Raw genomic sequence first — 25,120 nt, 5'->3', positions numbered from 1 at the left:
GCCGGTTGTGCCCGCCGCCGCTACGGGTACCCTTCGGCGCATGTGAATCCGGCCACGAGGAGCAGGGGTATGCGCTGGCAGCTCACACTCGCCCGGCAGCTGCTGCTGTTCCAGCTCGGCATCGTCCTGCTGGTCGTGGCCGCGGTGGCCGCCGTGTCCCTGGCCGGGTCCGCCGCCGCGTTCCGCCGGGAGGAGGGCGCCCGGCTCCGGTCCATCGCCGCGAACCTCGCGGCCAACGACACGGTGCGCCGCGGCGTCGGTGACCCGGTCTGGCAGGAGCCGCTGGCCGGCGTCGCCGAGACCGCGCGCAGCGTCTCCGGCTCCTCGTTCGTCGTGCTCACCGATGCCGGCGGGATCCTGGTCACCGGCCCCGACCGCGGCCGCCCGGCTCCCCTGGGCGACAGCGACGGGCTCGCCGGCAAGGGCTGGCTCGGCGTGGTCGGCGACGGGTCACGGTCCCTGGTCGCGCACGAGCCGATCCTGGACCCGGCCGACGCGCACGTGCTGGGCCTGGTGATCGCCGGGAAGACGTACCCGTCATGGCCCGAACTGATCGCCGCCGCGACGCCGGACCTGCTGACCTACCTCTTGCTCGGATCGGTCCTGGGGGTGAGCGGTTCGCTGTTGCTGGCCCGCAGGGTCAAGCGACAGACGCTGGGCCTCGAGCCGCGCGAGATCGCGGGGCTCGTCGAGCACCGCGAGGCCATGCTGCACGGCATCAAGGAAGGCCTGGTGGGCCTGGACACCGCCGGTCGCGTGACGCTGGCCAACGACGAGGCGGTCCGGCTGCTCGGGCTGCCGCCGGACACCACCGGCCGGCCGCTGCGCGAGATCGTCAGTGAGCCGCTGGCCGAGCTCCTGACCGGCGCCGTGGACGAGCCGGACGCGGTCGTCGTGCAGGACGCCCGGGTCCTGGTGCTCAACCGCATGCCGGTGGTGGTGCGCGGCACCGCGGTCGGCTCCGTCACGACACTGCGGGACCAGACGGAGCTGTCGTCGCTCGAACACGAGCTGGCCCTCAGCCGAACGGCCACCGACACCCTGCGGGCACAGGCACACGAGTTCACGAACCGCCTGCACACGATCTCGGGACTGTTGCAGCTCGGCCAGTACGAGGAGGCGGTCAACTTCATCATCAGCGCCGGCGAGGCACAGGAGGCGTTGAGCAACGACGTGCAGTCGCGGATCGCCGACCCGGCCCTGGCCGCGCTGATCATCGCCAAGGCCAGCGTGGCGGCGGAACAGCAGGTCTTGTTGGTCGTACGGGCGGACAGCGGCATTCCCGGCCCGCTCGACGACCGGCTGGCGGCCGACCTGGTCACCGTCACCGGCAACCTGGTCGACAACGCCATCGACGCCGTGTCCCCTGGTGGCCGCGTCGAGGTGAGCGTGCGCCGAGACGCCGCGGACGTGGTGGTCACCGTGCACGACTCGGGGCCGGGCGTGTCCAGCGAGCTGGCCGAGAAGGTGTTCCGCAGCGGCTACACCACCAAGGCCGGTGACGGTCACCGAGGCCTGGGGCTGGCGCTGGTGAGCACGGTCTGCGCGGCTCGCCGGGGCTCGGTCTCGGTGACCGGACCGACGTTCACGGCGCGGCTGCCGCTGCGGGCCGTCTCATGATCCGGGTCCTGGTCGTCGACGACGACTTCATGGTGGCCCGCGTGCACACCGGGCTAGTGGAACGGGTGCCCGGTTTCACGGTGGTCGGTGTGACGCACACGGGCGAGGACGCTCTGGCCGCGGTCGACGAGCTCGCACCGGACCTGGTGCTCCTCGACATCTACCTGCCGGACATCTCGGGTCTCGAGGTGCTGCGCCGCCTGCGTGAACGGGAGAGCCCGGTCGACGTGCTGGTGGTGACGGCGTCCCGCGACGCGCAGACGGTCCGCGGCGCGCTGCGCGGTGGGGTCGTGCACTACGTGGTGAAGCCGTTCTCGTTCGACACGCTGCGATCAAGCCTGGAGCGGTACGCGGCGGCACTGCACCAGTTCGCGTCGGCGGACGCCCAGGCGGCGGCACAGAGCGACGTCGACAAGCTGTTCGGGGCGCTGCGCCAGGCGGACCCGACCTTGCCGAAGGGCCTCAACTCCACGACGGCGGACCTGGTGGTCTCGGTGCTGCGCGAGAGCCCGACGGACCTGTCGGCGGCGGAGTGCGCGGAACGAGCCGGCCTGTCCCGGGTCAGCACGCGCCGCTACCTCGAATACCTGGCACAGACAGGAAAGGCGGAAGTGCGTCGGCGGTACGGCGGCAGCGGCCGCCCGGAACACCGCTACCGCTGGATCGGCCGCCTCTAGTATGGGTATGGCGATCGCCCGCGCTCGCCGGCGCCGGCTCGGGGTTTGGATGTCGGCCGCGGCGGTGGTGGCCGTGCTGCTGGGCCTGGCCGTGCCGTGGGGGTTGTCGCGCGGTAAGGCCGTGCCGACCGCACCATCGTCATTGCCGGACCGGGTCGGCGCGCCGCATTGGGGCACCGCATCTGTGGACTCGTCGCCGGCCGGTGCGGCCAGTGTGGTGTTCGGCGCACCGAGTTGGTGGCTGACCGGCAGCAAGGGCGTCCTGGCCGTGGTCGGGGCAAGTGATGACAGCTATCGGCTCACGGACGAACTCGGCGACCTCCTCTACGCCGGCGAGCAGGCGATCCTGTCGCCCGACGGCAGCCGTCTGGCGACCGTGGGTCTGGTGACCGACCTGAACAAGGGGACCTCCGTGGCGCTGCCCGTACCCGATGGCGTGCCGCAGGCATGGTCACCGGACGGTCGGACGTTGGCGGTAGTCGCTTATGACGCCCCGTATGCGCGTCAACCTGACGGCTCGGAAGTGCCCACGCCGGTGCAGGCCACGCTGCATCTGGCCGACCTCGCATCGCACACCTATGAGCGGGTGGCCGATCTCGATCCGCGGGGCGTCCATGATGGATACACAGTGGCCTTCGCGCCGGACGGCACGAAGTTGGCCTATCAGTCAGCGCAGACGATCACCGTCGCCACCGTGGCCGGGGAGACCGTCAGCCAGTTCACCACCAGCGGCCATCTCGCGGGGAAAGGGGCATGGACGCCGGACGGTATGGGTCTGACGCTGGTGTCGCAGCGCCGATGCTGCGACGGCGACTCCTATCCCGCCCGCTGGCAGTTGAGCGTGGTCGATCCGGCCAACGGTCAGGCGCGGTCGGCGCCGGCGATTCCTGAGCTGCCCGGCCTGGTCGCGGTGCGCCTGCTCGGCTGGTCACCGGCGGGCGAGGCGGTGGTCGCGGCTCTTTATCCGGAGCCGGACATCTCCGTCGTCGGGTTCGACACCGCCGCGGAGACGCTGTCCGTCGCACACCTGCGGTTCACCGACTATCAGTGGGTACGCGAGACGAAGGTGCTCGCCGTCGGTCCCGGCGGTGCTTCGCGGACTCTGCTGTCGGCTCCGGAGCAGGAGATGCTCTCCGTCGACGTCGCCGACAACGTGATCGCCGGCGGCCAGGCAAGAACGGGCCAGCCACCGCGGGGACTCGGCACACGCCTGCTCGGCACCGTCGTCGTCATCGTCGCCCTGGCGGTCGCGCTCGCGGTCGTCGTCCGCCGCGCCGGCAATCGACTTCGACGTGCCCCGCGCGGACCGGTCATTTGACAGAGGCGGCCGGCGACCAGCCGGCCATAACGTCCATCTTCAGGTCCTTCACCGGACGAGGAACTGGAGCTGACGATGAGCACGTTCGCGCTGGTGCTGCGCACCGCGCGCCACGAGTGCGGGCTGACCCTGGAGGAGCTGTCGGAGTCGTCCGGCGTCAGCGTGCGCGCGCTCAGCGACATGGCGCGCGGCCGGGCGCTGGGGCCGCAGCGGAGGACGGTCGAGCTGATCGCCGACGCGCTCAAGCTCGACGGGGCACGCCGGGACGAGTTCGTCGCGCTGGCGAAGACCGGGCGCAGCCGTTCCGGCTATCTGGCGGCCGCTCCGGGGCTGTGCGAGCTGCCGGGGTCCATCGGTGACTACACCGGCCGAACCGCCGAGCTGGCGTGGATCTCCCGGGTGCTCGGCGCGCCGCCCGACGAGGCCGACCGGCTGGGCGCGGCGGTGATCTCCGGCGGTGCGGGCGTGGGCAAGACGACCCTCGTGGTCCGCGCCGCACACCGGCTGCGCGACCGGTTCCCCGACGGCGTGTGCTTCGTCGACGCCCTGGGGCTGAGCCGGCGGCCGGTCGCCAGCGCCGAGATCCTCCGGCGGGTGCTGCGGGCGATGGGTGTGCGCGACCAGCAGATGCCGCAGGAACCGGCCGAGCGCGCCGGGCGCTACCGGCAGCTGTTGCGGCAACGGCGGGTGCTCGTGATCGTCGACGACGCGGCGTCGGAGTCCCAGGTGCGCCCGCTGGTGCCCGGTGGCGGCCCCAGCCAGCTGATCGTCACCAGCCGCCGGCTGCTGGCCGGGCTGGAGGGCGCACAACGGCTGCATCTGGGTCCGATGCCGGCGGCCGACGCGCAGGACCTGCTCGGCCGAATCTTGGCCGAGCGGTTCGACGCGCCACGCGAGAACGACCTGCGGGATCTGGTCGATCTGCTGGGCGGGCTGCCGCTGGCGGTGCGGATCGTAGGCAACCGGCTGATCTCGCGGCCGGGCTGGAGTGCGGCCGATCTGGTGGCGCGGTTGTCGGCCGCGGAGCGGCGCCTCGATCAACTCAGCGCCGGCGATCTGAAGGTGGCGGCGGCCTTCGACGTGTCGTACGAGCAGCTGCCCGACCCGGTGCGGTCGTTGTTCCGGCGGGCGTCGCTGGTGCCCGGCGCGGACTTCAGCGCGGCGCTGGCGTCGGTGATCGGCGAGGTCGCGGTGTCCGCCGCCGAGGACCAGCTCGACGATCTGGTCGACCTGGGGCTGATGGAGACCGCGGAGGGCGGCCGGTACCGATTCCACGACCTGGTCCGCCTCTACGCGAGCCAGCGCCTGACCGCCGAGGACCCCGTCGAGGTCGTGGCCGATGCCCGGCGGCGGATGGTCGGCTGGCTCCTGGCCACGCTGACGGCGGCGGGCCGCTGGTTCCAGCCGGGCGGGGCCGACAGCGCGCCGTTCGGCTGTGCCGAGGACGCCGAGGCGTGGATCCGTGCCGAGGCCGAGCACTGGTTCCAGGCTCTCGGTGCTGCCGCTGTCGCCGGGGACCACGGTGCCGTGGTTCGCGCCGCCGGCGCCGTGTACGCGTACCACGAGCGCTGGGTGCACTGGCCTCTTTGGAGTGACGTGTTCACGCTCGCGCTGGACGCGGCGGTCCAGCTCGGCGACGCCGCGGCGCAGGCCGAGTTCCTGAACCACCTCGCATACACCCACACGTTGCCGTGGCGCGTGGACGGGCCGGCGGCGCTGGACTGTGCGCGCCGGGCGCTCGCGCTGGCCCGGCGGGCCGGCGACCTCCGGCAGGAGGCGTTCGCCCTGCTGTACACCGCCGCCGCGCACCGCGGCCCGCCCCGGCGCGACCTCGAGGCGGCGCTGAGCGCCATCCGGGAGGCCGCGGATCTCTTCGAACGGGTCGGTGACGTCGACGCTCGCGTGCAGACGTTGCTGGGCAGCGGTGTCATCGCCTTCGACCTCGGCGACGCGGCGGAGGCGCTGGCCGCCTACCAGCGGGCGCTGGCCATCACCGAGGACCCGAGCAACGGCCTGACCGCGTACGCCGTCGAAGCGGTCCTCCCGCACATCCTCGGCCACGCCGCGCAGGCGCTGGGCCGCCTGGGCCGCCGCGACGAGGCGATCCCCATGATGCTGCGCGCGGTGGACCTCTTCGCAGGCCTGCGGGTCGTGATGGGTCAGGCGGCGTGGCTGCGGATCCTCGGCGAGGAGCTTTACGGCGACGACCACGCGGCCGAGGCGCGGGAGAGCCTGGTGCGAGCGGGCGACCTGTACGAGACGGTCGGCCAGCACGATCGCGCCGCGTACTGCCGGGCCAGGGCCGAGGCCATCGCGGAGGTCGGCGGGAACTAGTTCCGCATCCTGTTCCGCCTGGGCCGGCGCGGCGGGCGGGATTTGCATGGGGTGTGAAGCGGCGGGCGTCTCGCTCGCCGCCGGACCCGAGGAGCACTCCATGATTCGCAACGTCGTGCTGGTGCACGGTGGGTTCGTCGACGGATCGGGCTGGCTGGGCACACACCGGCTGCTGACCGCCGACGGGTTCACCGTCAAGATCGTGCAGAACCCGACGCTGTCGCTGGAAGGCGACGTCGCCGCGACGCGCTTCGTCCTCGACGGGCTCGACGGGCCGGCGGTGCTGGTCGGCCACTCGTACGGCGGGGCGGTGATCAGCGAGGCCGGTACCCATGACGCGGTGGCGGCGCTGGTCTACGTCGCGGCGTTCGCACCGGACAAGGGCGAGTCCGTCAACACCCTGATCGCCGACCCGCCGCCCGGCGCGCCCGTCCCGCCGATCCTGCCGCCCCGCGACGGGTTCCTGTACCTCGACCGGGACAAGTTCCACGCCTCGTTCGCCGCCGACCTGCCCGCGGACGAGGCCGCGTTCCTGGCCGACGCGCAGGTGCCGTGGGGCGTCGGCGCGCTCGCCGGCACGGTCACCGAACCGGCCTGGCGCCACAAGCCCAGTTGGTACCTGGTCGCCACCGCCGACCGGATGATCCCGCCGCCGGCCCAGCGGGCGATGGCCACCCGCGCCGGCGCGGTCACCGCGGAGGCCATCGGCAGCCACGCCGTCTACGTCTCGCAGCCGGACGCGGTCGCCGACCTCATCCGCCAGGCCGCGACCGGCCGCTGAGGAGATCACCATGGCATCGCATGTCCCACGCCGCCAGGTGTTGGCGACCGGAACGGTTTTGGCCGGATCGGCGGCACTGATGGCCAGTCCTTTGGCGGCACACGCCGCGGAGAAGATCAAGCCGACCATCGTGCTGGTGCACGGTGGCTACGCGGACTCGTCGTGCTGGAACGGGGTCATCCCGAAGCTGCAGCGCGCCGGTTACACCACGATCGCGGCGTCGAACCCGCTGCGGGGCATCCCCACCGACGCCCCGTACATCGGGAGTCTGTTGGACTCCATCAGCGGGCCGGTCGTGCTGGTGGCCCATTCGATGGGTGGAACGGTCATCACCAACGCCGCGGCCGGGAAGCAGAACGTCAAGGCGCTGGTCTACATCGCCGCGTTCGTGCCGGATGTGGGCGAGACGCAGGGGGATCTCATCAACAAGTTCCCCGGCAGCGAGGTGCTGCCGGTGAGCGTCCCGGTCCCCTACGCGAAGCCCGACGGCACCACCGGAACCGACCTGTACCTGAGCAAGGACGGCCAGGCGGCCTTCGCGGCCGACATTCCGACGGCGGCGTTCCGCCTGCTGCAGGCAACGCAGCGACCGTTCGACGCGGACTCGTTCGGCTACCCGACCCAGGCCGCCGCGTGGCGGACGATCCCGTCGTGGGGCCTGGTCGCGGGCCGGGACAAGGCAATCCCACCGGCATGCGAACGCTTCATGTACGGCCGCGCGAAGGCCCGCAAGGTCGTCGAAGTGCCAACCGCGTCCCACGTCGTCATGATCAGCCACCCGCGCACCGTCGCGGACCTGATCGAGGACGCCGCCAAGGCGACGTCCTGACTCAGGCCGCCTTCGGTCGGCGGATCAGCCGGTAGGCCGTGCAGCCCAGACACACCCCGGTGGCTGCGTTGAGGGCGGCCATGCCGAAGGCGAGAGCGGTGAGGACGTAGCCGGCCACGTCGACGCCGAATGCAAAGGCGATGAACGCCAGAGCGGTGAGCACAAAGCCGACGAATTGGGCGAATCTCGGCGGCCGAGCATCCTCCAACTCGGCTGGCGCTCCGATCCGCGGCCAGATGACCCGGGCGAAGATCTGCGCCCACAACGACCAATGAAAACTCACGAACGCGGTGAACCCGAACACGGCGACCTGGGAGGCGAGCAGGAAGAGACCCAACGGCCGAACAAGGTCGACGATGAGCAGCACGAGAGCGAGCACGCCCGCGGTGGCCCCGGCGCTGAATCGCAAGAGGCGCGGATCGACATGGGCGCGGAGCGGGCACGCGCCAACATTGGTGCTGCGCATGTGGTTCTCCAGAGAGTGAGCTGCCAGCCCTGCATCTGTTCGGACCAGTGTGGACCACGGGCGCCGCCGGACGCGAGCCCGCAATCTCCCGCGCTTGGAAGCAGCAGGAGCCAACGGCGTGGGGTCTGGGGCTCGGGCCCCAGGCAGGACCAGGCACAAGGATCCGCTCGCGAGCGGATTCTTGTGCCCCCGGCGGGTCACGCCAAGCATGGGAACGGGATTCGATCAATGCTGACCTTGTGGTCGTGACGGCGTCGTGGCCTTTGCCTAGCTAACCGCACGTTAGTCGGCGCTAACCCGAGCGGCTAGCCAAGCGCGACCTAGCGCAGTTGGAGGATGTGCCTCGGGGGGATACGCCATAACTGTGCAAGGTCAGGTCTGTTGCCCCTAGTCAGCGACATCTGCATTGGGGAATGACCGCTCCGAGTGGCCGCTACAGGTGGACGACGGGCATCCGCGCCCCCCGGCGCATGGCGTGGCCAGCTTCCTCACCGACGCCGGCCACCCCGCCACCTTCGCGGCCACCATCGCCGGCCTGCTCGGAGTCCTGTCCGTCACCGGCCGGCTGATCCGCACGGGCGCCCAACGCCGGATCTCCCTCACAGCCCTGGTCGCGGCCATCTTCACCATCCAGGCAATCGCAGCGATCACCCTGCCGCTAATGGCCGGCACCCGCGGGGGGCCGCAGCCGGCGTGACCGCCTTGGCATCGGCTTCGGTGTCGCCAGCCTCGCCGCACCCGCCCTGCTCGCGGACCGCTACGGCATCACGGCTTACGCCACGATCTCCGGAACCCTCGGCGCCCTAGTCACCGTCGCGAAGGCCACCGCACCGCTTGGCGCTGCCGCGCTGCTCGCCATCACAGGGGGATACGCACCGATCCTTGTCGCCGTCGGCGCCGCCTGCCTGATCGCCAGCGGCACAATTGTTCGGTGCTCGTCGAACTGCGTTCTGTGCCGGACTGCCCGAACCTCGATCGGGTTCGCACATCACTCCGTACCGCCATGGCTGACCTCGGCCTGCCGCCGACAGTGATCGAGCGGGTTGGCGACTACGCGTCACCCTCGGTGTTGATCAACGGGGTCGACGTCATGGGGGACGACGATGGTGCGGCCGCGTGCCGGCTGGCTCTGCCCACCGTCGATCTTCTTCGAGACGCTCTGCGTCGCGCAACCGAACAAACCACGCCTGTCCTGTGACCGCGTAACAGTTCACCGCGACAGTTGTGCCCGCACCCGGGCACACGTCCTCACCCCCGACCCAGACGCCAGCGGCGTCCAGCAAGCGAGGACGGTCAACATCTCGGAGATCACGTACGCCGCGCGGGCCTGCACGACCAAGATCTCCACTCGGCGCGTCGTCGGTGCGCCTACGCCGAAGCCGACTCTGCTCGCAGATGGTCTCGCGCTCTCAGCGCCTCAGCCGCCGTGCGGCGGCGCGAACCGTCTCCGCGAGCAGGCCGCCCAGCCGGTAGAGGAAGTACACCAGCCACCCGGCCCCGAGTGTCACGCCCGAGAGCAGGAGTATGTGGACGGCCACGTTCGCCACCGCGTCGCCTGCTCCCGTCTCCCGCCATGCCTCGATCGAACCGCCGACCAGGATCGTGACCAAGATTGCGAGCAGCAACGGCAGCGTCCGTCCGACCGACTTGAGCGCGGGCCAGACGCCTCGCGGCAGCTCTTCAGGCTCCGGCTGTGCCGCCGTGGTGTCGGCGGCCGCCAAAGCGGCCTGCGAGCTCAACGACAGCACCGTCCGGCCGGCCACCCGGTCGCGCTCCATCGGCGACGCGCACAGCACGTCGGCCAGTTCCCGCAGGTCGCGCGCGTCCCGGAGCTCACCAGTGGCAGGGTTGCTCAGCAGCAGCCAGGGCGCCGCTCGCCGGCGCGCCTTCACGACGGGAAGCAGGGGCAGCAGGACAAGGCCGACGAGATCGAGCGGCGGGCCACCCGCCGCCAGGTCAGCACGCACCCCGAGGACGTGGGCTCGGCCGCGGCGCCAGCCCGGATCGAGGACGTCGATGACGCCCGCGTGCAGGTCCTGACCGATCGCCTTCCGCTGCCCGTACTTCGTGAACAGGGTGTGCCCGTCGACCGCGCTCGCCCAGTTGATGGCTGTGCGCCATCCGCCGAGGTTCGCCAGCGGAAGCACGGGGCCGTAGAACGCGAGCACCACGGTGACGGCAAGAAGAAGGAACCCCGCGACGCCGCCAACCCGTGCTGCCCACGAGATCACGGCCAACGCCGGCAGCAGCACAAGGCAGAACCAGGCGACAAACAGAAGAGCGCGACGGCGGTCAAGCCACCGGTTCGCGACGATGCGCGCCCGACCCGCCGGGAAGCGGCGCCAGCTCAGGCTCGCTTCAGCTTCGTCCCTTGCCGTCAACGCCGGTTCCCCTTGCACGGCTACGCAGGATGCCACACCGCCGCAATCCATTGCGGCGAGGCAGAAAGCCTCGAACCCGACCGTCGAAAGATCGAGAGTCCTCCACTCCAAACGACCGGGCAACGGCGCCTGCCCGATCGCGGCCGTAGGCGTCGCCCGTGCGCGTACACCAGCCCCCGCGGTCGATGCGTCGTCTCGCCCCTGAGCTCTGGATCGGGCGTTCCGAACGCGCGCAGGTTCGATCCGCCGTGTGGGCGAAGCAAACGCACCCCAGCCGCCACGTAACTCGTTACGAACTCGCAGGTCAGCGGACGTTCAACAATGGAGTCGCGCCGGTGCTGGTCGAGGGCAGGATTCGAACCTGCGACACACGGTTTAGGGGCGCTCAGCCTCCAAGCCATCTCGGCACCAGCAGAAACTTCCCCGCCGGTTGCGGCGGCGCCCTTGATCGTTCCGGGTATCTTCCGGATCTTGAACTACAGCCGCTCGTTGGGTTATCGGGCGGTCGAGTCGAGTCTCCGCAGTTCCACCGAGGTCGCGGCGCCGCAGGTCGGCGACGTACGGGCAACCGTGGTTAACCACTGGAGCGGGCGCCCGGGTCTGTCTACATAGGTATCGCGAGCCACACAAGATCGCTACATTAGCGACGTGACGCAGAGACACGAGGCTCGCAAACCGGCAGAAGAACTTGACCAGTCCCAGTAAGGCCGGGCATTCACGTCGATTGCCGTACGCGCTCGTCTGTTCGGGGCTGCTCCTTGTCATCGCCGTCGAATTCTTCACGTATCCGCTAGACCGCGACTTGTTCCTTTTCGCGCTGGTGCTCCGGGTCGGCGTGTGGTTGGCAGCGGCTTGGGCAACGCTGGCCGGTGTTTTGCTGAGCGGCGGTTGGCGTCAAGCCGCGATTCCGGCAGTGATCGTGGTCCTCGGCTTCACATGGATCATCCGCGCGGATCTCGGGCTCGGCTATCCATACGCGTACTTTAACGTGCATCGTGCCGATTTCGCCGACGTCGCTCACTTTAGTGACAGCATTTCGACCAACGGTGAGGCGTGGGTCCCTGCAGGTTACGGAGGTCTTACGCCAACCTGGGTAACTGTCTTCCCGGCCCCTGATGGTGGCCGAACTGTGGTGCTGTGGATGTCGTACGCGAGCGGGATTGGATACGGTTATGCTTTCGCACCGTCCGCTCGTCGCGGCCAGGTCGTCATTTCCGATACCGATTTCACGGCAAAGGCTGCCCTGGGTGACGGCTGGTGGTGGGTCAAGAACATCTGACTTGCCGCAATGACCGCATGAGCCCCAGCAACCAGGTCTCGACCGAGTGGTCCTCCCACGCTCGACCTCCCGGCGGCACGTGGTGGCGCCCGTTGCTGCAGGGTTTGGTGCCTTCTCGCTGCCTCATCCAAGCTTGCCGGCCATTGGGTCGCCATGCCATTCACTACGATCAGCACGTTCAGCACGCAGGACGCGATCCGCAGGAGTGCCCATGTCGGCCACGAACACATCACTGAGCGATCGACCGCGGCCGGTGGCCGCTGCCAGCCTGCTGCTGTACGTGCTCGCTGCCCTGCCGGCCCTGTCCGCGCTCTTGCAACTGTTGTTGCGTGCTGATCCGACGGCCGCCGGCGGCGGCGCGGATACCCTGCTGCCGGGTGCGCTCGTCACCGGCGTGCTGGTCGCGGCACTCGGCTATTTCTGCGCGGCGGGCAGGAACGCCGCACGCGTCGTCGTCTGGCTGATGACCGCCGGAGCGATGCTCAATCTCGTCGCCGTCACGGTGACAGTCCTCCGGCCCGACAGCTACGCCACCCGCCCGGACTGGTACCCGATCTTCCTAGTCACGGTCGGCGCGGTGCAGCTCATCGTCCTGGCCGCGGCCTCGATCCTGTTGGCCCAGCCCACCGCTCGGCCGTTCTTCCGCCGGATGCCCCAGCCACCAGCCGTCGCGGGGCAGGCCGCGAGCGCCGCACCGAGACTCGACCCGCGCGGCTGACCTCGCACCGGGGCCGGGAGAGCTGTCCCGAGGCCTTAAGGGCTTCGTCGTTGTCCCGGGACGACCGCTTCTCTGTCAAGTTCCGGCGGATCGGCTCGATGGAGCCCTGTACGAGTTCAGACGCTATAGCCCAGACGCCTACGGTCCGGTTCGGCGAGGTCGGCTGCTGCACTTGGCTGCTGTACAGCCGGCCAAGGCTCCCCGCCGTGGATCTCAGCAACCGCCCGTTCCGGGATTCGAGCCACGAGGATGATCACCCGTTCCGGGTCCGTAGGCGTCCGTCCGATCACTCGCACGTCAGCCTGCTCGGCGACCGTGGCGTCAACCAGGATCGAGAAGAGGAGGTCGCCGTCGGTTCGGCTGTAACCATCGGCCGCCAGCTCGATGATTTCGCCGGAGTGCAACTCGACAACCCACCGGCTGGGCGGGGCAGCAGCGAACCTCACGGCCTGAGCACTACTGCGATCTAGCCGGTGGCTTCGTCGGTGTGAACAAGGTCAGGTCACTCTTCCGGCGTCGGTCGCTTGCTATCTTGGCTGTTCAGGGAGCGGGTGCCTGTCGGGATCGTCTCCCATATTTCTCCCAACACGAGCTTCGCGGCCTGCTCTTCGTCGATTTGGGAAGCTTCGTGGCGTTGCTGGCGTGCTTCTCAGCGGCTCGCATGCTCCGGCGCGTCTTCAGGGCGACGGGGAATGACGATGTTGGACCATTGCCAATGTCCAGGTCCGTCGCCAATGTGCGCAGGTCGACCACAAAGGACATGTCCGTTGCGTTGGTTCCTGGTCTTGCGCCTGGGGTGGCCTGGCTGGGAGACGGTGACGGCGTGCGACGCCTCGACCTTCACTGCGCGCGAGTGCGCGTGGGCGGAGGACCCAACGGCGTGGGGTCTGGGGCTCGGGCCCCAGGGAAGAATCAGCCTGCTCGCTCGCGAGGAGGAAATTGTGCCCCCGGCAGGATTCGAACCTGCGACACACGGTTTAGGAAACCGATGCTCTATCCCCTGAGCTACGAGGGCGCGGTGGATCAGTGTACCGGCACGGCGGTTGGGTCAGGTGGGTAGGCGCGCGAGCCGCGTTGCTTCCGGGACGTGTTCAACTCATAAATTACTAATTAATGTTGACATCCGGCTGTGATGAGATGCACGATCGTCGACACCTGACCCGTCCCCGGCAGCGAAGGAATCCGATGTGAATCGAGTCGTGCTCACTGCCCTGCTGGCCCTCGCGGCCGGTCAACTGACCGTGCCCGCGGCCGCTCAAGCCGCCGCCGCGCCGTTGGCGCCCACCCCCTACATGGGCTGGAACACCTACTACGGGCTCGGTGGCGATCCGACCGAGGCCGAGGTCAAGGCCGCCGCCGACTTTCTCGTGACCAGTGGGCTGCGGGACGCCGGCTACCGCTACGTCTGGATCGACGGCAACTGGGCCGCGCCCACCCCGCGCAGCGCGGCCGGTGACCTCACCGCCAACCCCGCACAGTTCCCGAACGGCATGGCGGAGCTTGTCGACTACATCCACGGCAAGGGGCTGAAGGCTGGCATCTACACCGACGCCGGCCCATACATCCCCGGCAAATGCGGGCTCGGCAGCGGCGGCGGCTACTACCAGCGCGACGCCGACCAGTTCGCCGCCTGGAAGTTCGATGCCGTCAAGGTCGACTTTCTCTGCGGGATCGCCGCCGACCTCGATCCCAAGACCGTCTACACCGAGTTCGCGCAGGCCCTGCGCGACAACGCCAGCGGCCGGCCCATGCTCTTCAACCTCTGCAACCCCGTGACCTCGCCCGACTGGGGCAACTACCCCGAGACGCAGCAGTCCACTTACTCGTGGTCCTACGCACCCGCGATCGCCGAGTCCTGGCGGACCTACACCGACGTCGGGTTCCTCGGTGACATCAAGTTCAAGGACGTGTTGCGCAACTACGACGCCAACGCGCGGCATCCCGAGGTGGCCGGGCCCGGGCATTTCAACGACCCCGACTACCTCGGGCCGCAGCTCGGCATGACCGACGAGGAGTTCCGTACGCAGATGACGCTCTGGTCCGTGGCCGCCGCGCCGCTGGTGATCGGCAGCGACCTCCGTACCCTCAGCCAGACCTCGCTCGACATCCTCAAAGACCACGATGTGCTGGCGATCAACCAGGACCCCGCCGGCGTCCAGGCCGTGCGAGTCGGGCCTGCCGGCACCACGGAAACCTGGGTCAAGCGACTGGCCGACGGCGACCGCGCGGTCGTGCTGCTGAACCGCGGCGACACCCCGCAGACCCTGACCACCACGGCGTCGCGGATCGGGCTCACCGGCGGACGGTTCACCCTCGAGAACGCCTGGACCGATCGGGTCACCGAGACCGCCGGCACCATCAGCGCGGCCGTCCCCGCCCACGGCGCGGCGCTGTTCCGCATCAGCAAGGCCCACGGCGTTCCCGGCATCCCGCACGTGACCGCCAGCATCCCCACGCTCGAGGAAAAGGTCGTCGCAGGCGGCGAAACGGTCGACGTCGAGGTCGCGGTGCGCAACGACGGCACCCTGGCCGTGCTCGCCCCGGCGGTGCGGCTGACCGGGCCGCAGGGCTGGACGGTCCAGGACCGGAGCCGGGCGCCGAAGCTGCTGGCACCGGGAAGCAACACCACGTTCGCCTTCGCGGTCACCCTGCCGGCCGACGCGCAACCGGGCACGAGCAAACTCACCGCCACCACGGCGTACGACGTCGTCGGCCACGGCCGCATCAGCCAGCCGACGACGGCCGACGTGGTGGTCGCACCCGCACCTCCGGACGGCGAGGTCGTCCTGTCGCACCACACCTGGATCAGCGCCACCAGCGGCTGGATGAGCCCGACCGTCGACGCCAGCGTCGGCGGCTGGTCGCCGATCAGCATGCTCGGCCAGGTCTACCCGACCGGCATCGGCGTCGCGTCGCCGTCGACGGTCCGCTACTACCTCGGCGCCGCCTGCACCCGGCTGGCCGCGGTCGTCGGCCTCGACGACGCGGTCCGCAACGTCGGCCCCGAGGGCGCCACCGCGACCTTCCAGGTGGTCGGCGACGACCGGGTCCTGTTCGACAGCGGCGTCCTGACCCGCGACGACACGCGTCAACTGGACGTCGACCTGACCGGTGTCCGGGTCCTCGACCTGGTGGTCGGTGACGCCGGCGACGGCGGCTACAACGACCGCGCCAACTGGGCGGCGTTGACCGCCTCCTGCTGAGACGCGCAAACCCTGACCCGGGCGGTACGCCGCCGGCGATGACCGCCCGGGAAATGGGTTGCCGAGGTGAAGTGGTTCGCCGAAGCTTGGCTCATGACGTTCTGACGGGCAGCACCCTCATCCAGCGGCGCCGATGCGCGCCCTCCTGCCCGTTCATGCTTCTTCGCCGAAGAGAGAGCGTCGTTGTCTTCCGTCACTGTTTTCGCGTCACCCCGCAGCTGGATCGAGTCCGATGCTGTCGAGCAGTGTCGGCACGTCGCCGCGTTCGACGGCATGGTTCATGTCGCGGGCATGCCTGATCTGCACCCCGGCAAGGGCGCCCCGATCGGGGCCGCCATGCTGTCGTCGGTGCTCTATCCCCACCTCGTCGGGTCCGACATCGGGTGTGGGATCGCCGTCTTCCCGGTCGCGCTCAAACGGGCCGTGCCCGAGCAGCTCGCCCGGCGGTTCCCCGATCTCGACCGGGTTCCGGACGACGACGACCCCGCGTGGGATCTCGTCGGGCGCGACGTGCCCGAAGGCCACCTGGACAGCATCGGGACCGTCGGCCGGGGCAACCACTTCGTCGAGCTCGCCCGGATCCAGAAGGTCTTCGACGCGGAGCACGCCGAGCGGATCGGGCTCGCAGGCAAGGACCTCGTGCTCATCGTCCACAGTGGCTCGCGCGGCCTCGGCGAGGGCATCCTGCGCTCACACACCGAGCACCACGGTGCCGGGCCCGCCGCCGATCCGGCCGGCTACCTGGCCCGGCACGACGCGGCCGTGCGGTGGGGGTCGCTCAACCGGCGGCTGATCGCCGCGCGCACGATGCGTGCCCTGGGTGCGCGCTACGCCGAACCCGTCGTCGACCTCAGCCACAACCTCGTCGAGATCCGGGACGGGCGCTATCTGCACCGCAAGGGTGCCGCGCCGGGCGACGACCGGGACGTGCTGATCGCCGGCACCCGCGGCACACCGTCCTATCTGGTCGCCGCGCACGCCGGGCCCGAGGCCAACTGGTCGGTGGCGCACGGCGCGGGCCGCAAGATGTCGCGGGCCGACGCGTTGCGCCGCGGCAAGGCGAAGCACACCGTCGAAGAGCTGCGCCGCACGCCGGTCGGCTCCGTTGTCGTGTGCGACGACCGCAAGCTGCTGTTCGAGGAGGCGCCGACCGCGTACAAGCGGATCGAGCAGGTGGTCGCCGACCTCACCGAGCACAAGCTGGCCACGCCGATCGCCGAGACCGTCCCGCTGGTCACCTACAAGACCGTCAACCGGGGGCGGTCGTGAGCCACCTGCTGATCTCCGCCGGCCGCGGCCCGCAGGAATGCGCCTGGGCCGTCGCCCAACTGCTGAAGAGGCTGGAGGCGGACGCGGCCCGGCGCGGCCTGGCCGTCGAGCGCATCGGGACCGTGCCGGGCGAGCGGCCGGGCACCTACCGGTCCGTCGTCGTAAGGATCAGCGACGCCGGGTTCGCGGATTCGTGGACGGGCACCCTCTGCTGGCAGGCACCCAGCCCATACCGCACCGGCACCAGCCGCAAGAACTGGTACGTCATCGCCAGCCCGTGCGAGGTCGACGCCGCGCACACGACCTTCGCCGAGGCCGACGTCGACATCGTGGCCTGCCGCACCGGTGGGCCCGGCGGGCAACACCGAAACAAGGCCAGCACGGCGGTACGCGCGACCCACCGGCCGTCCGGCGCCGTCGTCGTGGTCGACACCGAGCGCCAGTTCAGCCAAAACCGCCGCATCGCCCTGGATCTGCTGCGCCAGCGCCTCGCGCACGCCGACGAGGCCGCGGACCGGGCCGTCGACACCGCGCGCTGGCGCATCCACGACGAGTTGGTCCGCGGCAACCCGGTGCGGACCGAGCGCCCGTGAGCGATATTCCGGATCTCGGTCCTCTGCCGCAGCGCATCGCCGTCGACACGGAACAGGTTCGCGCGCTCGTCGCCGGCCAGTTCCCGCAGTGGGCCGGCCTCCCCGTCGAGCCGGTGGCCAACGGCGGCTGTGACAACTGGACCTTCCACCTAGGATCCGAGCACCTGGTGCGTCTGCCCAGCGCGGCGGAGTACGCCTTGGCCGTCGACAAGGAACATCGATGGCTCCCGGCCCTCGCCGACGCACTGCCGCTGCCGATCCCGGCTCCAGTGGCGAAAGGCGAGGCAGGTGCCGGCTACCCCTATCCGTGGTCGATCTACCGCTGGCTCGACGGCGAGCCGGCCAGCGTGGACCGCATCACCGACCCGGTGCGATTCGCACTCGACCTGGCCGAGTTCCTGGCGGCCTTGCAAAGCGTCGACGCCGCCGACGGTCCCCAGCCAGGCATCCACAACTGGTTCCGGGGCGCCACGCTGCGCACTTACCAGGAGCAGGTCGACGCCGCGCTCGCAGAGCTGGGCGGCCACGTCGACGCCGAACTGGTTCGCGAGATCTGGGCGAGCGCACTGGCCGCCCGCTGGGACGGCGTCGACCGCTGGTTCCACGGCGACATCGCTCAGGGGAACCTGCTGCTCGCGGACGGGCAGTTGGCGGCGGTGATCGACTTCGGGACCTGCGGCGTCGGCGACCCGGCCTGCGATCTGGCGATCGCCTGGACGCTGCTGACCGCCCACGGCCGGCGGGCATTCCGCGAGCGGCTGTCCGTGGACGATGCGACGTGGGCGCGCGGACGCGGCTGGGCCCTCTGGAAAACGCTCGCCACGTGCCGCTACACCTTCGAAGATCCCGAGGACGCGGACGATTTCGCGAACGCTCGGCGGGTCCTGGGCGAGATCTTCTCCGAAGCCGGCTAAGGCGGACCCGTACCATCTCCCGATGCGGTGGAACCCGAAGAGATCCGTGGCGGAGCTGTGCACGGCGCTTGCCGAGGCAGTCGACCGGCACGACGAGGACGGGGCCCAGAAGGCCTTCAAGGAGATCGTCAAAGCGGTCGGGCGGGCCGGTCCGGCACAGCTCACCGAGGCGTTGGTCGCGCTGCGGCCGGTGCTCGCGGAAGTGCCACTTGGCAACGGCGCACCGCTGGCCGCGCTGGCCGCCGGCCTGGTCGAGGCAGGCGGCGATCCGGTCGCCGCGCTCGACGTGCTGGCCGAGCGGGTCGCGACCGGCTTGGAGCAGGCGGCCCGGTTCCCGGCGCTGGCCGGCACCGACGTGGCCCAACCCAACGACCCGGAGTCCGCGCGAGCGGTCGTGGAGCGGGTCGCCGAGGCCGGCGGGCTCGACGTCGACGAGGCGTCGCTGGTGACCCAGGCGTGGTTCACCGTCAACGAGTGGATTCCGGCGCTGCTGCTTCCGTTGCAACAGAAGGCCGGGCGCGCGGCGTTGCCGCAACGGCAGCGGTTGGTCGAGGCGGCATCGGTGGCACCCGAGGAGATCGACGCGGCCCATTGGCTGCTCGGCCTGCTGCTGGTGCTCGACGACGAGCGACTGGTGGTGGTGCATCGCGCGTCGGGCGCGGTGTTCACGGTCACGATCAGCGGCGTGGGCGACAACTTCCAACTGCACACGCTGCTGGCGCACACGCTGATCGGCGGCGGCCACCTGCCGGGCAAGGCGCCGGAACTCGGCTGGGTCGCCGCGTCGACCGACGGTCCGCTGCAGCCGCCGGCGCCGATCCAGGGACAGTTCAACCTGGTCGACGCCGGCGGGAAGTGGATCTGGAACGAGGGCCGACCCGTCGACGTCGAGCCGGTCGCCGGCCACCGGATCGTGGTGCTCGACCCGGCCCCGTACGTGCGCTCCTGGAACGTCGGCCGGGTCTACCCGTTGATGCGGCCCGAGGTCCGGCTCGACGCCGCGCTCCCGCCCGACGAGGCGGCCGCCTGGCTCCGCCTGGTCAACCCCGCGAAGTCGCCCTAGGGCGAAAGGAACGGACCGTTATTAACACATAGCGTTGATAACGGTCCGTTCCTTCGGGCTCAGTAGCGGTAGTGCTCCGGCTTGTACGGACCCTCGACGTGCACGCCGAGGTACTCCGCCTGCTTCTTGGTCAGCTCGGTCAGCCGGACGCCGAGGGCGTCGAGGTGCAGCCGGGCCACCTTCTCGTCGAGGTGCTTCGGCAGCACGAAGACGCCGGTCTTGTAGTCGTTCTGCCACAGCTCGATCTGCGCGATCACCTGGTTGGCGAACGAGCTCGACATCACGAAGCTCGGGTGCCCGGTCGCGTTGCCCAGGTTCATCAGCCGGCCCTCGGAGAGCACCAGGATCGCGTGCCCGTCCGGGAACCGCCACTCGTGCACCTGCGGCTTGACCTCGGTCTTCTCGATGCCCGGCACGCGGGCGAGGCCGGCCATGTCGATCTCGTTGTCGAAGTGCCCGACGTTGCCGACGATCGCGTTGTGCTTCATCCGAGCCATCTGGTCGGCCGTGATGATGTCGACGCCGCCGGTCGTGGTGATGAAGATGTCGGCCGTCTCGACCACGTCGTCGAGGCGGACGACCTGCAGCCCGTCCATCGCCGCCTGCAGCGCGCAGATCGGGTCGACCTCGGTGACCACCACGCGGGCGCCCTGGCCGCGCAGCGCCTCGGCCGAACCCTTGCCCACGTCGCCGTAGCCGCAGACCACGGCCAGCTTGCCGCCGAGCATCACGTCGGTGGCCCGGTTGAGGCCGTCGGTCAGCGAGTGCCGGATGCCGTACTTGTTGTCGAACTTGGACTTCGTGACCGAGTCGTTGACGTTGATCGCCGGGAACAGCAGCGTGCCGGCCTTGGCCAGCTCGTAGAGCCGGGTGACGCCGGTGGTGGTCTCCTCGGACACGCCGCGCATGCCGGCCGCGATCCGGGTGAACCGCTGCCCGTCCTCGGCCACGCTGGCCCGCAGCGTCTCCAGGATCAGCCGGAATTCCTCGTGGTCGTCCTCGGTCGCCGCCGGCACGGTGCCGGCCGCCTCGAACTCGACACCCTTGTGCACCAGCAGCGTGGCGTCGCCGCCGTCGTCGACGATCAGGTTCGGGCCCAGCCCGTCGCCGAAGTCGAACAGCCGCATCGTGCACCACCAGTACTCGGCCAGGGTCTCGCCCTTCCAGGCGAACACCGGCGTGCCGGCCGGCGCGTCGACCGTCCCCTCAGGACCGACGACGACCGCGGCCGCCGCCTCGTCCTGTGTGGAGAAGATGTTGCAGGAGACCCAGCGCACCTGCGCGCCGAGCGCGACGAGCGTCTCGATCAGCACCGCGGTCTGCACGGTCATGTGCAGCGAGCCGGCGATCCGGGCGCCGCGCAGGGGCTGCTGGTCGGCGAACTCCCGGCGGAGCGCCATCAGCCCGGGCATCTCGTGCTCGGCCAGGCGGATCTGGTGCCGGCCGAACGTGGCGAGGTCGAGATCACGCACCGCGAACTCGACACCGTTGACGGTCTGGGAATGCATCAAGGGCACCTCCCGTGACAGGAGGCGCCCTTGGAAATCATCGGACCGGGTCGAGCGTGGCGGACATCGTCGTCCGTCGCAGCGCCTCTCGACCGGCCCAACCACCATAACGCGTCAACGCGACGGCGTCACGAGCCCCAGTTCATAAGCCATGATCACCAGGTGTACGCGGTCCCGCGCGTCGAGCTTCGTGAACAGCCGGGCGACGTGGGTCTTCGCCGTGGCGACGCTGATCACCAGCCGCTCGGCGATCTCGGTGTTGGACAACCCCTGCCCGACCAGCGTCAACACCTCCCGCTCCCGGTCCGTGACGGTCGCGAGGGCGGCCGGGCGCGCCGACGGTGCGGCGGTCGGGCGCCCGGCGAACTCCGCGATCAGCCGGCGCGTGACGCTCGGCGCGATCAGGCCGTCGCCGGCCGCCACGACGCGGACCGCGCCGAGGATGTCGTCCAGCGCCATGTCCTTGACCAGGAAGCCGCTGGCACCGGCGCGGAGCGCGCCGTACACGTTGTCGTCGTCGTCGAACGTGGTCAGCATGATCACCTTGGCCGCCGAGCCGCCCTCGACGATCATCCGGGTGGCCGCGATGCCGTCCATCACGGGCATCCGGATGTCCATCACCACGACGTCCGGTGCCAGCCGCCTGGTGAGATCCACTGCCTCGACGCCGGTGCCGGCCTCGCCGACCACCTCGAGGTCGGGGTTGTCGGCGATCAGCACCCGCAGCCCGGCCCGGACCAACGGTTGGTCGTCGGCCAGCAGCACGCGAACGCTCATGAAGGCAGCGGCAGGGTCGCGCTGACCTGGAAGCCGCCCTCGGTAAGCGGGCCGGCGACGAGCTCGCCGCCGAACAGGGCGACGCGCTCGCGCATCCCGCGCAGGCCGTAGCCCGTGCCGGTGTCGGCGCCGCCACGGCCGGCGTCGGTCACCTCGATGCGGAGCGCCTCCGGGGCGTACCCGATGAGGATCTCGCAGGTTTCGACGTGTGCGTGCCGCACGACGTTGGTCAGCGCCTCCTGGATGATCCGGTAGGCGGCGAGGTCGACGTCCGGCGGCAGGACCCGCGGCTCGCCCTCGGTCCGGACCATGGCCCGAACTCCGGCGGCGTCGGTCGCCGTCACCAGCCGGTCGAGCTCGGCGAGGCCGGCGGTCGCGGTGGCGGCGGGTTCGGCGTCGCTGCGGCGCAGGGCGACCAGCGTGCGGCGCAGGCCGGCGAGCGTCTCGCGGCTCGCGGTCTCGATGGTGTCGAGCGCTTTGCGCGCCTCGTCCGGTTGCGTGTCGATCACCCGGCGGCCGACGCCGGCCTGGATCGCGATGACGCCGATGCTGTGCGCGACCTGGTCGTGCAGGTCGCGGGCGATCGCCAGCCGCTCCTTGGTGACCGCCTCGGCCGCTGCCCGGTGAAGCAGTGCGGCGCTGTACTCGCGGCGCTGGCGGACCGCCGTCCCCGCGAGCCAGGCGACGACGACGCCCAGCAACAGGGCAATCAGCGCGTTGACGTACGAGCGGCTGCCGCCGAGGTAGATCGTCGCCGCGGCCACCTGCGCGAGGAGCGCCGTCACCGCGGCGGCGGCAGCGGCGAGCCGCGAGCGGGTGGCGGCCAGGTAGGCCACCGCCACGTCGAGGACCACCGCCTGCAGCCCACCGACCAGCCCGGTGACGTGCATCGGGGCCAGCCCGACGACGCCGAACACCATCGCCGTGAACCCGACCAGCGGCCAGCGCGACAGCAGCAGCGCCGGGAGCGCGAGGGCCAGGATCGGCAGCACGGAGGCCGGCCCGGTCCCCGGGTCGTTGAGGCTGACGATCGCGAGGGCGAGCGCGAACGGGTACGCGGCGAGGGCGACCCACGACAGGGCCGGTGACGGCAGGCGGTGCGCGACTGTGGCACTCATGCGGTCGATGGTAGGTATGCGCAGGTGGGACCGCGTCGGCCCGCGGATGTAAGCCCGCGGGCCGATCCGACCGCAAGAATCTGATCGGGGCTTGCAAGCAAACAACAAGTTTATGCAAATCATAGACAGGTGCTTGTGTCATCAATATCTATGGTTCTAAGGTCAGGGTCCCCATCTCTACCCTCGCTACAGAGACGAGTCCTTGATGTCACGGACACCACCTCGTTTGCTGGCCGTCGCCACCGTTGCCGCCCTTGGCCTCGGCGTCGTCGGCATCGCGGGCCCGGCCCAGGCCGGCACGGCGGGTTCCGCCCAGGCCGGCAACGCGCCGGTCGTCACCCGCGCGGCGCTCGACCCGGCGCTGGTCGCCGGCCGGGGCGCCACCGTCAACTTCCTCGAGCAGGAGGCCGAGAACGCTGCCACCAACGGCACCGTGATCGGCCCGGACCGGACCGCCTACACCTTGCCGGCCGAAGCGTCGGGCCGGCGGGCCGTGAAGCTCCAACCTGGACAGCACGTCGAGTTCACGCTGCCGGCGGCGGCCAACGCCATCACCGTGCGCTACAGCATCCCGGACGCGCCGAACGGCGGTGGGATCCGGGCGCCGCTGCAGGTCACCGTCAACGGCGGCGGCAAGAAGACGATGGAACTGACATCCGAGTACGCGTGGCTCTACAACCAGTATCCGTTCACCAACGACCCCCAGGCCGACCTGCTGCACCCGGACTGGTGGATCACCGAGTGCGCCTGCGTGCCGGCGGCGACGACGCCCACCCCGGTGATCAGCAAGCCGTTCCGGCCCATGCACTTCTACGACGAGGAGCGGCTGCTGCTCGGCCGCACCTACCAGGCGGGCGCCAAGGTCCGAATGACCGCGCCGAAGGGCACGGCCGCCGCGTGGACCGTGATCGACCTGCTCGACTCCGAGTTGGTCGGCCCGCCGAAGGTCAACCTGCTCGCCAGCAACGTGCTGCTGTTCGGTGCCGACCCGACCGGGCGCCGGGACTCGGCCGCCGCCTTCGACAAGGCGATCGCGCTGGCTCGGCTCGCCCGGATCAAGGTGTACGTCCCGCCGGGCACCTACCAGGTCAACCGCCACGTCATCGTCGACAACGTGACGATCGAGGGCGCGGGCAACTGGTACACGAAGATCAAGGGTAAGGAGGTCGCGCTCGACCCGCCGGCGCCGGACGGGTCCGTCCACACCGGAGTCGGTTTCTACGGCAAGGACGCGGCCGACGGCGGCAGCCGCAACGTGCACCTGTCCGGCTTCGCCATCGAGGGCGACGTGCGCGAGCGGATCGACACCGACCAGGTCAACGGCATCGGTGGCGCGATGAGCGACTCCAGCATCTCCGGGTTGCACATCCGGCACACCAAGGTCGGGCTCTGGTTCGACGGCCCGATGACCAACATGCGGGTCACCGACAACATCGTCGTCGACCAGATCGCCGACGCGCTCAACTTCCACATCGGAGTGACCAACTCGGTCGTGCGGAACAACTTCATCCGCAACACCGGTGACGACGGGCTCGCGATGTGGTCGGAGAAGCAGGCCAACGCCGGCAACACGTTCGACCGCAACACGGTGCAGACGCCGACGCTGGCCAACGGCATCGCCATCTACGGCGGCACCGACAACACCGTGTCCCGCAACCTGATCGCCGACCCGATCCGCGAAGGCAGCGGCATCCAGGTGGGTTCCCGGTTCGGCGCGGAACCGTTCGCCGGCAAGCTGTCGATCACCGACAACACCGTCGCGCGGGCCGGCACGTACGAGCTCAACTGGAACATCGGGCTCGGCGCGATCTGGATCTACGCGCTCGAGAAGAACATCGACGCGGACATCCGGGTCACCGGCGACCACTACCTGGACAGCACGTACAACGCGATCATGCTGGTCAGCGAGTGGACGGTGAAGGACCTCTACTCCATCACCAACGTGCACTTCAAGGACGTACGCGTCGACGGCACCGGCACCTCGGTGCTCAGCGCCCGGGTCAAGGGCGGCGCGTCGTTCGAGAACGTCGACGCCCGCAACGTGGGCGCCGTGGGCATCAACAACTGCGGTTCGTTCAACTTCCCGCCCACCGGCTCCGAGTTCACGGTCACGGACCTCGGCGGCAACGACGGCGGCGGTACGACCGGCCCGTGGATGGCTGCGTGGGAGCTGCCGAACACCATCACCTGCGACGACCGCCCGCCGGTCGTCGTGCCCCCACCACCGGCACAGTGGTGAGGTAGTGGCGGGCGGGCGCTTCGGCGCCCGCCC

22 protein-coding genes, 1 tRNA gene and 1 riboswitch are annotated in these 25,120 nt (G+C 70.2%); of the genes, 16 read left to right on the top strand and 7 right to left on the bottom strand.

The genetic code is table 11. From position 1 onward, the window contains the following. The first annotated feature begins 69 nt into the window (after window positions 1-69). The 6 genes from Air01nite_RS33430 (at window position 70) to Air01nite_RS33405 (ending at window position 7,559) form a co-directional block, all read left to right on the top strand. Window positions 70-1,620 carry a sensor histidine kinase gene (locus tag Air01nite_RS33430; RefSeq protein WP_203707366.1) on the top strand — a complete coding sequence of 517 codons (1,551 nt, stop codon included), beginning with the start codon at window positions 70-72 and terminating at the stop codon, window positions 1,618-1,620. Continuing rightward, window positions 1,617-2,297 carry a response regulator gene (locus tag Air01nite_RS33425; protein WP_203707365.1) on the top strand — a complete coding sequence of 227 codons (681 nt, stop codon included), beginning with the start codon at window positions 1,617-1,619 and terminating at the stop codon, window positions 2,295-2,297. The genes Air01nite_RS33430 and Air01nite_RS33425 overlap by 4 nt, the downstream gene beginning before the upstream one ends. Before the next feature lie 7 nt (window positions 2,298-2,304). After that, window positions 2,305-3,615: a beta-propeller domain-containing protein gene (locus Air01nite_RS33420; RefSeq protein WP_203707364.1), complete on the top strand. Its 1,311-nt coding sequence runs from the start codon at window positions 2,305-2,307 to the stop codon at window positions 3,613-3,615. Window positions 3,616-3,690: 75 nt separating this feature from the next. After that, window positions 3,691-5,949 carry a helix-turn-helix domain-containing protein gene (locus tag Air01nite_RS33415; protein WP_203707363.1) on the top strand — a complete coding sequence of 753 codons (2,259 nt, stop codon included), beginning with the start codon at window positions 3,691-3,693 and terminating at the stop codon, window positions 5,947-5,949. Between the two features lie 100 nt (window positions 5,950-6,049). Then, window positions 6,050-6,730 (top strand): alpha/beta fold hydrolase, encoded by a 681-nt coding sequence (locus Air01nite_RS33410; RefSeq protein ID WP_239091146.1) that lies wholly within the window; start codon window positions 6,050-6,052, stop codon window positions 6,728-6,730. Between the two features lie 10 nt (window positions 6,731-6,740). Continuing rightward, window positions 6,741-7,559 (top strand): alpha/beta fold hydrolase, encoded by an 819-nt coding sequence (locus Air01nite_RS33405; protein ID WP_203707361.1) that lies wholly within the window; start codon window positions 6,741-6,743, stop codon window positions 7,557-7,559. 1 nt (window position 7,560) lies between these two features. Here the strand turns inward: Air01nite_RS33405 and Air01nite_RS33400 are convergent, their stop codons facing one another. After that, window positions 7,561-8,025, bottom strand: a complete 465-nt coding sequence (locus tag Air01nite_RS33400; protein ID WP_203707360.1) for a DUF4395 domain-containing protein — start codon at window positions 8,023-8,025, stop codon at window positions 7,561-7,563. Between the two features lie 475 nt (window positions 8,026-8,500). Here Air01nite_RS33400 and Air01nite_RS33395 point away from each other — a divergent pair, with 475 nt between their 5' ends. Next, complete coding sequence (locus Air01nite_RS33395) at window positions 8,501-8,722, top strand: hypothetical protein (RefSeq protein ID WP_203707359.1); 222 nt, start codon at window positions 8,501-8,503, stop codon at window positions 8,720-8,722. 234 nt (window positions 8,723-8,956) lie between these two features. After that, a complete protein-coding gene (locus tag Air01nite_RS33390; protein ID WP_203707358.1) occupies window positions 8,957-9,223 on the top strand; it encodes an alkylmercury lyase in 267 nt (88 codons plus the stop codon). A 211-nt stretch (window positions 9,224-9,434) separates the two neighbouring features. On the opposite strand, the gene Air01nite_RS33385 is transcribed toward Air01nite_RS33390, so the two are convergent. Next, window positions 9,435-10,424 carry a hypothetical protein gene (locus tag Air01nite_RS33385; protein WP_203707357.1) on the bottom strand — a complete coding sequence of 330 codons (990 nt, stop codon included), beginning with the start codon at window positions 10,422-10,424 and terminating at the stop codon, window positions 9,435-9,437. A 706-nt stretch (window positions 10,425-11,130) separates the two neighbouring features. Here Air01nite_RS33385 and Air01nite_RS33380 point away from each other — a divergent pair. Together Air01nite_RS33380 and Air01nite_RS33375 are read left to right on the top strand one after the other, a co-directional pair. Beyond that, complete coding sequence (locus Air01nite_RS33380; protein WP_203707356.1) at window positions 11,131-11,685, top strand: hypothetical protein; 555 nt, start codon at window positions 11,131-11,133, stop codon at window positions 11,683-11,685. A 211-nt stretch (window positions 11,686-11,896) separates the two neighbouring features. Further along, window positions 11,897-12,403 (top strand): hypothetical protein, encoded by a 507-nt coding sequence (locus Air01nite_RS33375; protein ID WP_203707355.1) that lies wholly within the window; start codon window positions 11,897-11,899, stop codon window positions 12,401-12,403. 116 nt (window positions 12,404-12,519) lie between these two features. Here the strand turns inward: Air01nite_RS33375 and Air01nite_RS33370 are convergent, their stop codons facing one another. Next, window positions 12,520-12,849: a hypothetical protein gene (locus Air01nite_RS33370; RefSeq protein WP_203707354.1), complete on the bottom strand. Its 330-nt coding sequence runs from the start codon at window positions 12,847-12,849 to the stop codon at window positions 12,520-12,522. 496 nt (window positions 12,850-13,345) lie between these two features. Beyond that, window positions 13,346-13,418: transfer RNA gene (locus Air01nite_RS33365), tRNA-Arg, on the bottom strand. 172 nt (window positions 13,419-13,590) lie between these two features. Here Air01nite_RS33365 and Air01nite_RS33360 point away from each other — a divergent pair. From Air01nite_RS33360 to Air01nite_RS33340, 5 genes are all read left to right on the top strand, one after another. Beyond that, window positions 13,591-15,606, top strand: a complete 2,016-nt coding sequence (locus tag Air01nite_RS33360; protein WP_203707353.1) for an NPCBM/NEW2 domain-containing protein — start codon at window positions 13,591-13,593, stop codon at window positions 15,604-15,606. 183 nt (window positions 15,607-15,789) lie between these two features. After that, window positions 15,790-16,875 (top strand): RNA ligase RtcB family protein, encoded by a 1,086-nt coding sequence (locus Air01nite_RS33355; protein ID WP_203707352.1) that lies wholly within the window; start codon window positions 15,790-15,792, stop codon window positions 16,873-16,875. Further along, window positions 16,872-17,468, top strand: coding sequence for a peptide chain release factor H (gene prfH / locus Air01nite_RS33350; RefSeq protein ID WP_203707351.1), 597 nt, complete (start codon window positions 16,872-16,874; stop codon window positions 17,466-17,468). Before Air01nite_RS33355 ends, prfH begins: the two co-directional genes overlap by 4 nt. Further along, a complete protein-coding gene (locus Air01nite_RS33345; RefSeq protein ID WP_203707350.1) occupies window positions 17,465-18,382 on the top strand; it encodes an aminoglycoside phosphotransferase family protein in 918 nt (305 codons plus the stop codon). The genes prfH and Air01nite_RS33345 overlap by 4 nt, the downstream gene beginning before the upstream one ends. A gap of 22 nt (window positions 18,383-18,404) precedes the next feature. Beyond that, window positions 18,405-19,445, top strand: coding sequence for a hypothetical protein (locus Air01nite_RS33340; protein WP_203707349.1), 1,041 nt, complete (start codon window positions 18,405-18,407; stop codon window positions 19,443-19,445). 59 nt (window positions 19,446-19,504) lie between these two features. Here the strand turns inward: Air01nite_RS33340 and ahcY are convergent, their stop codons facing one another. From ahcY to Air01nite_RS33325, 3 genes are all read right to left on the bottom strand, one after another. Further along, window positions 19,505-20,953: an adenosylhomocysteinase gene (gene ahcY / locus Air01nite_RS33335; protein WP_203707348.1), complete on the bottom strand. Its 1,449-nt coding sequence runs from the start codon at window positions 20,951-20,953 to the stop codon at window positions 19,505-19,507. Between the two features lie 15 nt (window positions 20,954-20,968). Continuing rightward, window positions 20,969-21,049: riboswitch (S-adenosyl-L-homocysteine riboswitch) on the bottom strand. 18 nt (window positions 21,050-21,067) lie between these two features. After that, window positions 21,068-21,730, bottom strand: a complete 663-nt coding sequence (locus Air01nite_RS33330; protein ID WP_203707347.1) for a response regulator — start codon at window positions 21,728-21,730, stop codon at window positions 21,068-21,070. Next, window positions 21,727-22,848: a sensor histidine kinase gene (locus Air01nite_RS33325; protein WP_203707346.1), complete on the bottom strand. Its 1,122-nt coding sequence runs from the start codon at window positions 22,846-22,848 to the stop codon at window positions 21,727-21,729. Before Air01nite_RS33325 ends, Air01nite_RS33330 begins: the two co-directional genes overlap by 4 nt. Before the next feature lie 205 nt (window positions 22,849-23,053). Here Air01nite_RS33325 and Air01nite_RS33320 point away from each other — a divergent pair, with 205 nt between their 5' ends. Then, window positions 23,054-25,087, top strand: a complete 2,034-nt coding sequence (locus Air01nite_RS33320; protein ID WP_203707345.1) for a glycosyl hydrolase family 28-related protein — start codon at window positions 23,054-23,056, stop codon at window positions 25,085-25,087. The last annotated feature ends 33 nt before the right edge of the window (window positions 25,088-25,120 follow it).

The organism is Asanoa iriomotensis, from assembly GCF_016862515.1.
In the GTDB taxonomy this organism is placed as follows: domain Bacteria; phylum Actinomycetota; class Actinomycetes; order Mycobacteriales; family Micromonosporaceae; genus Asanoa; species Asanoa iriomotensis.
Note: the sequence above shows the minus strand (reverse complement) of the source record. Positions and strands in the feature narration are given on the sequence as shown.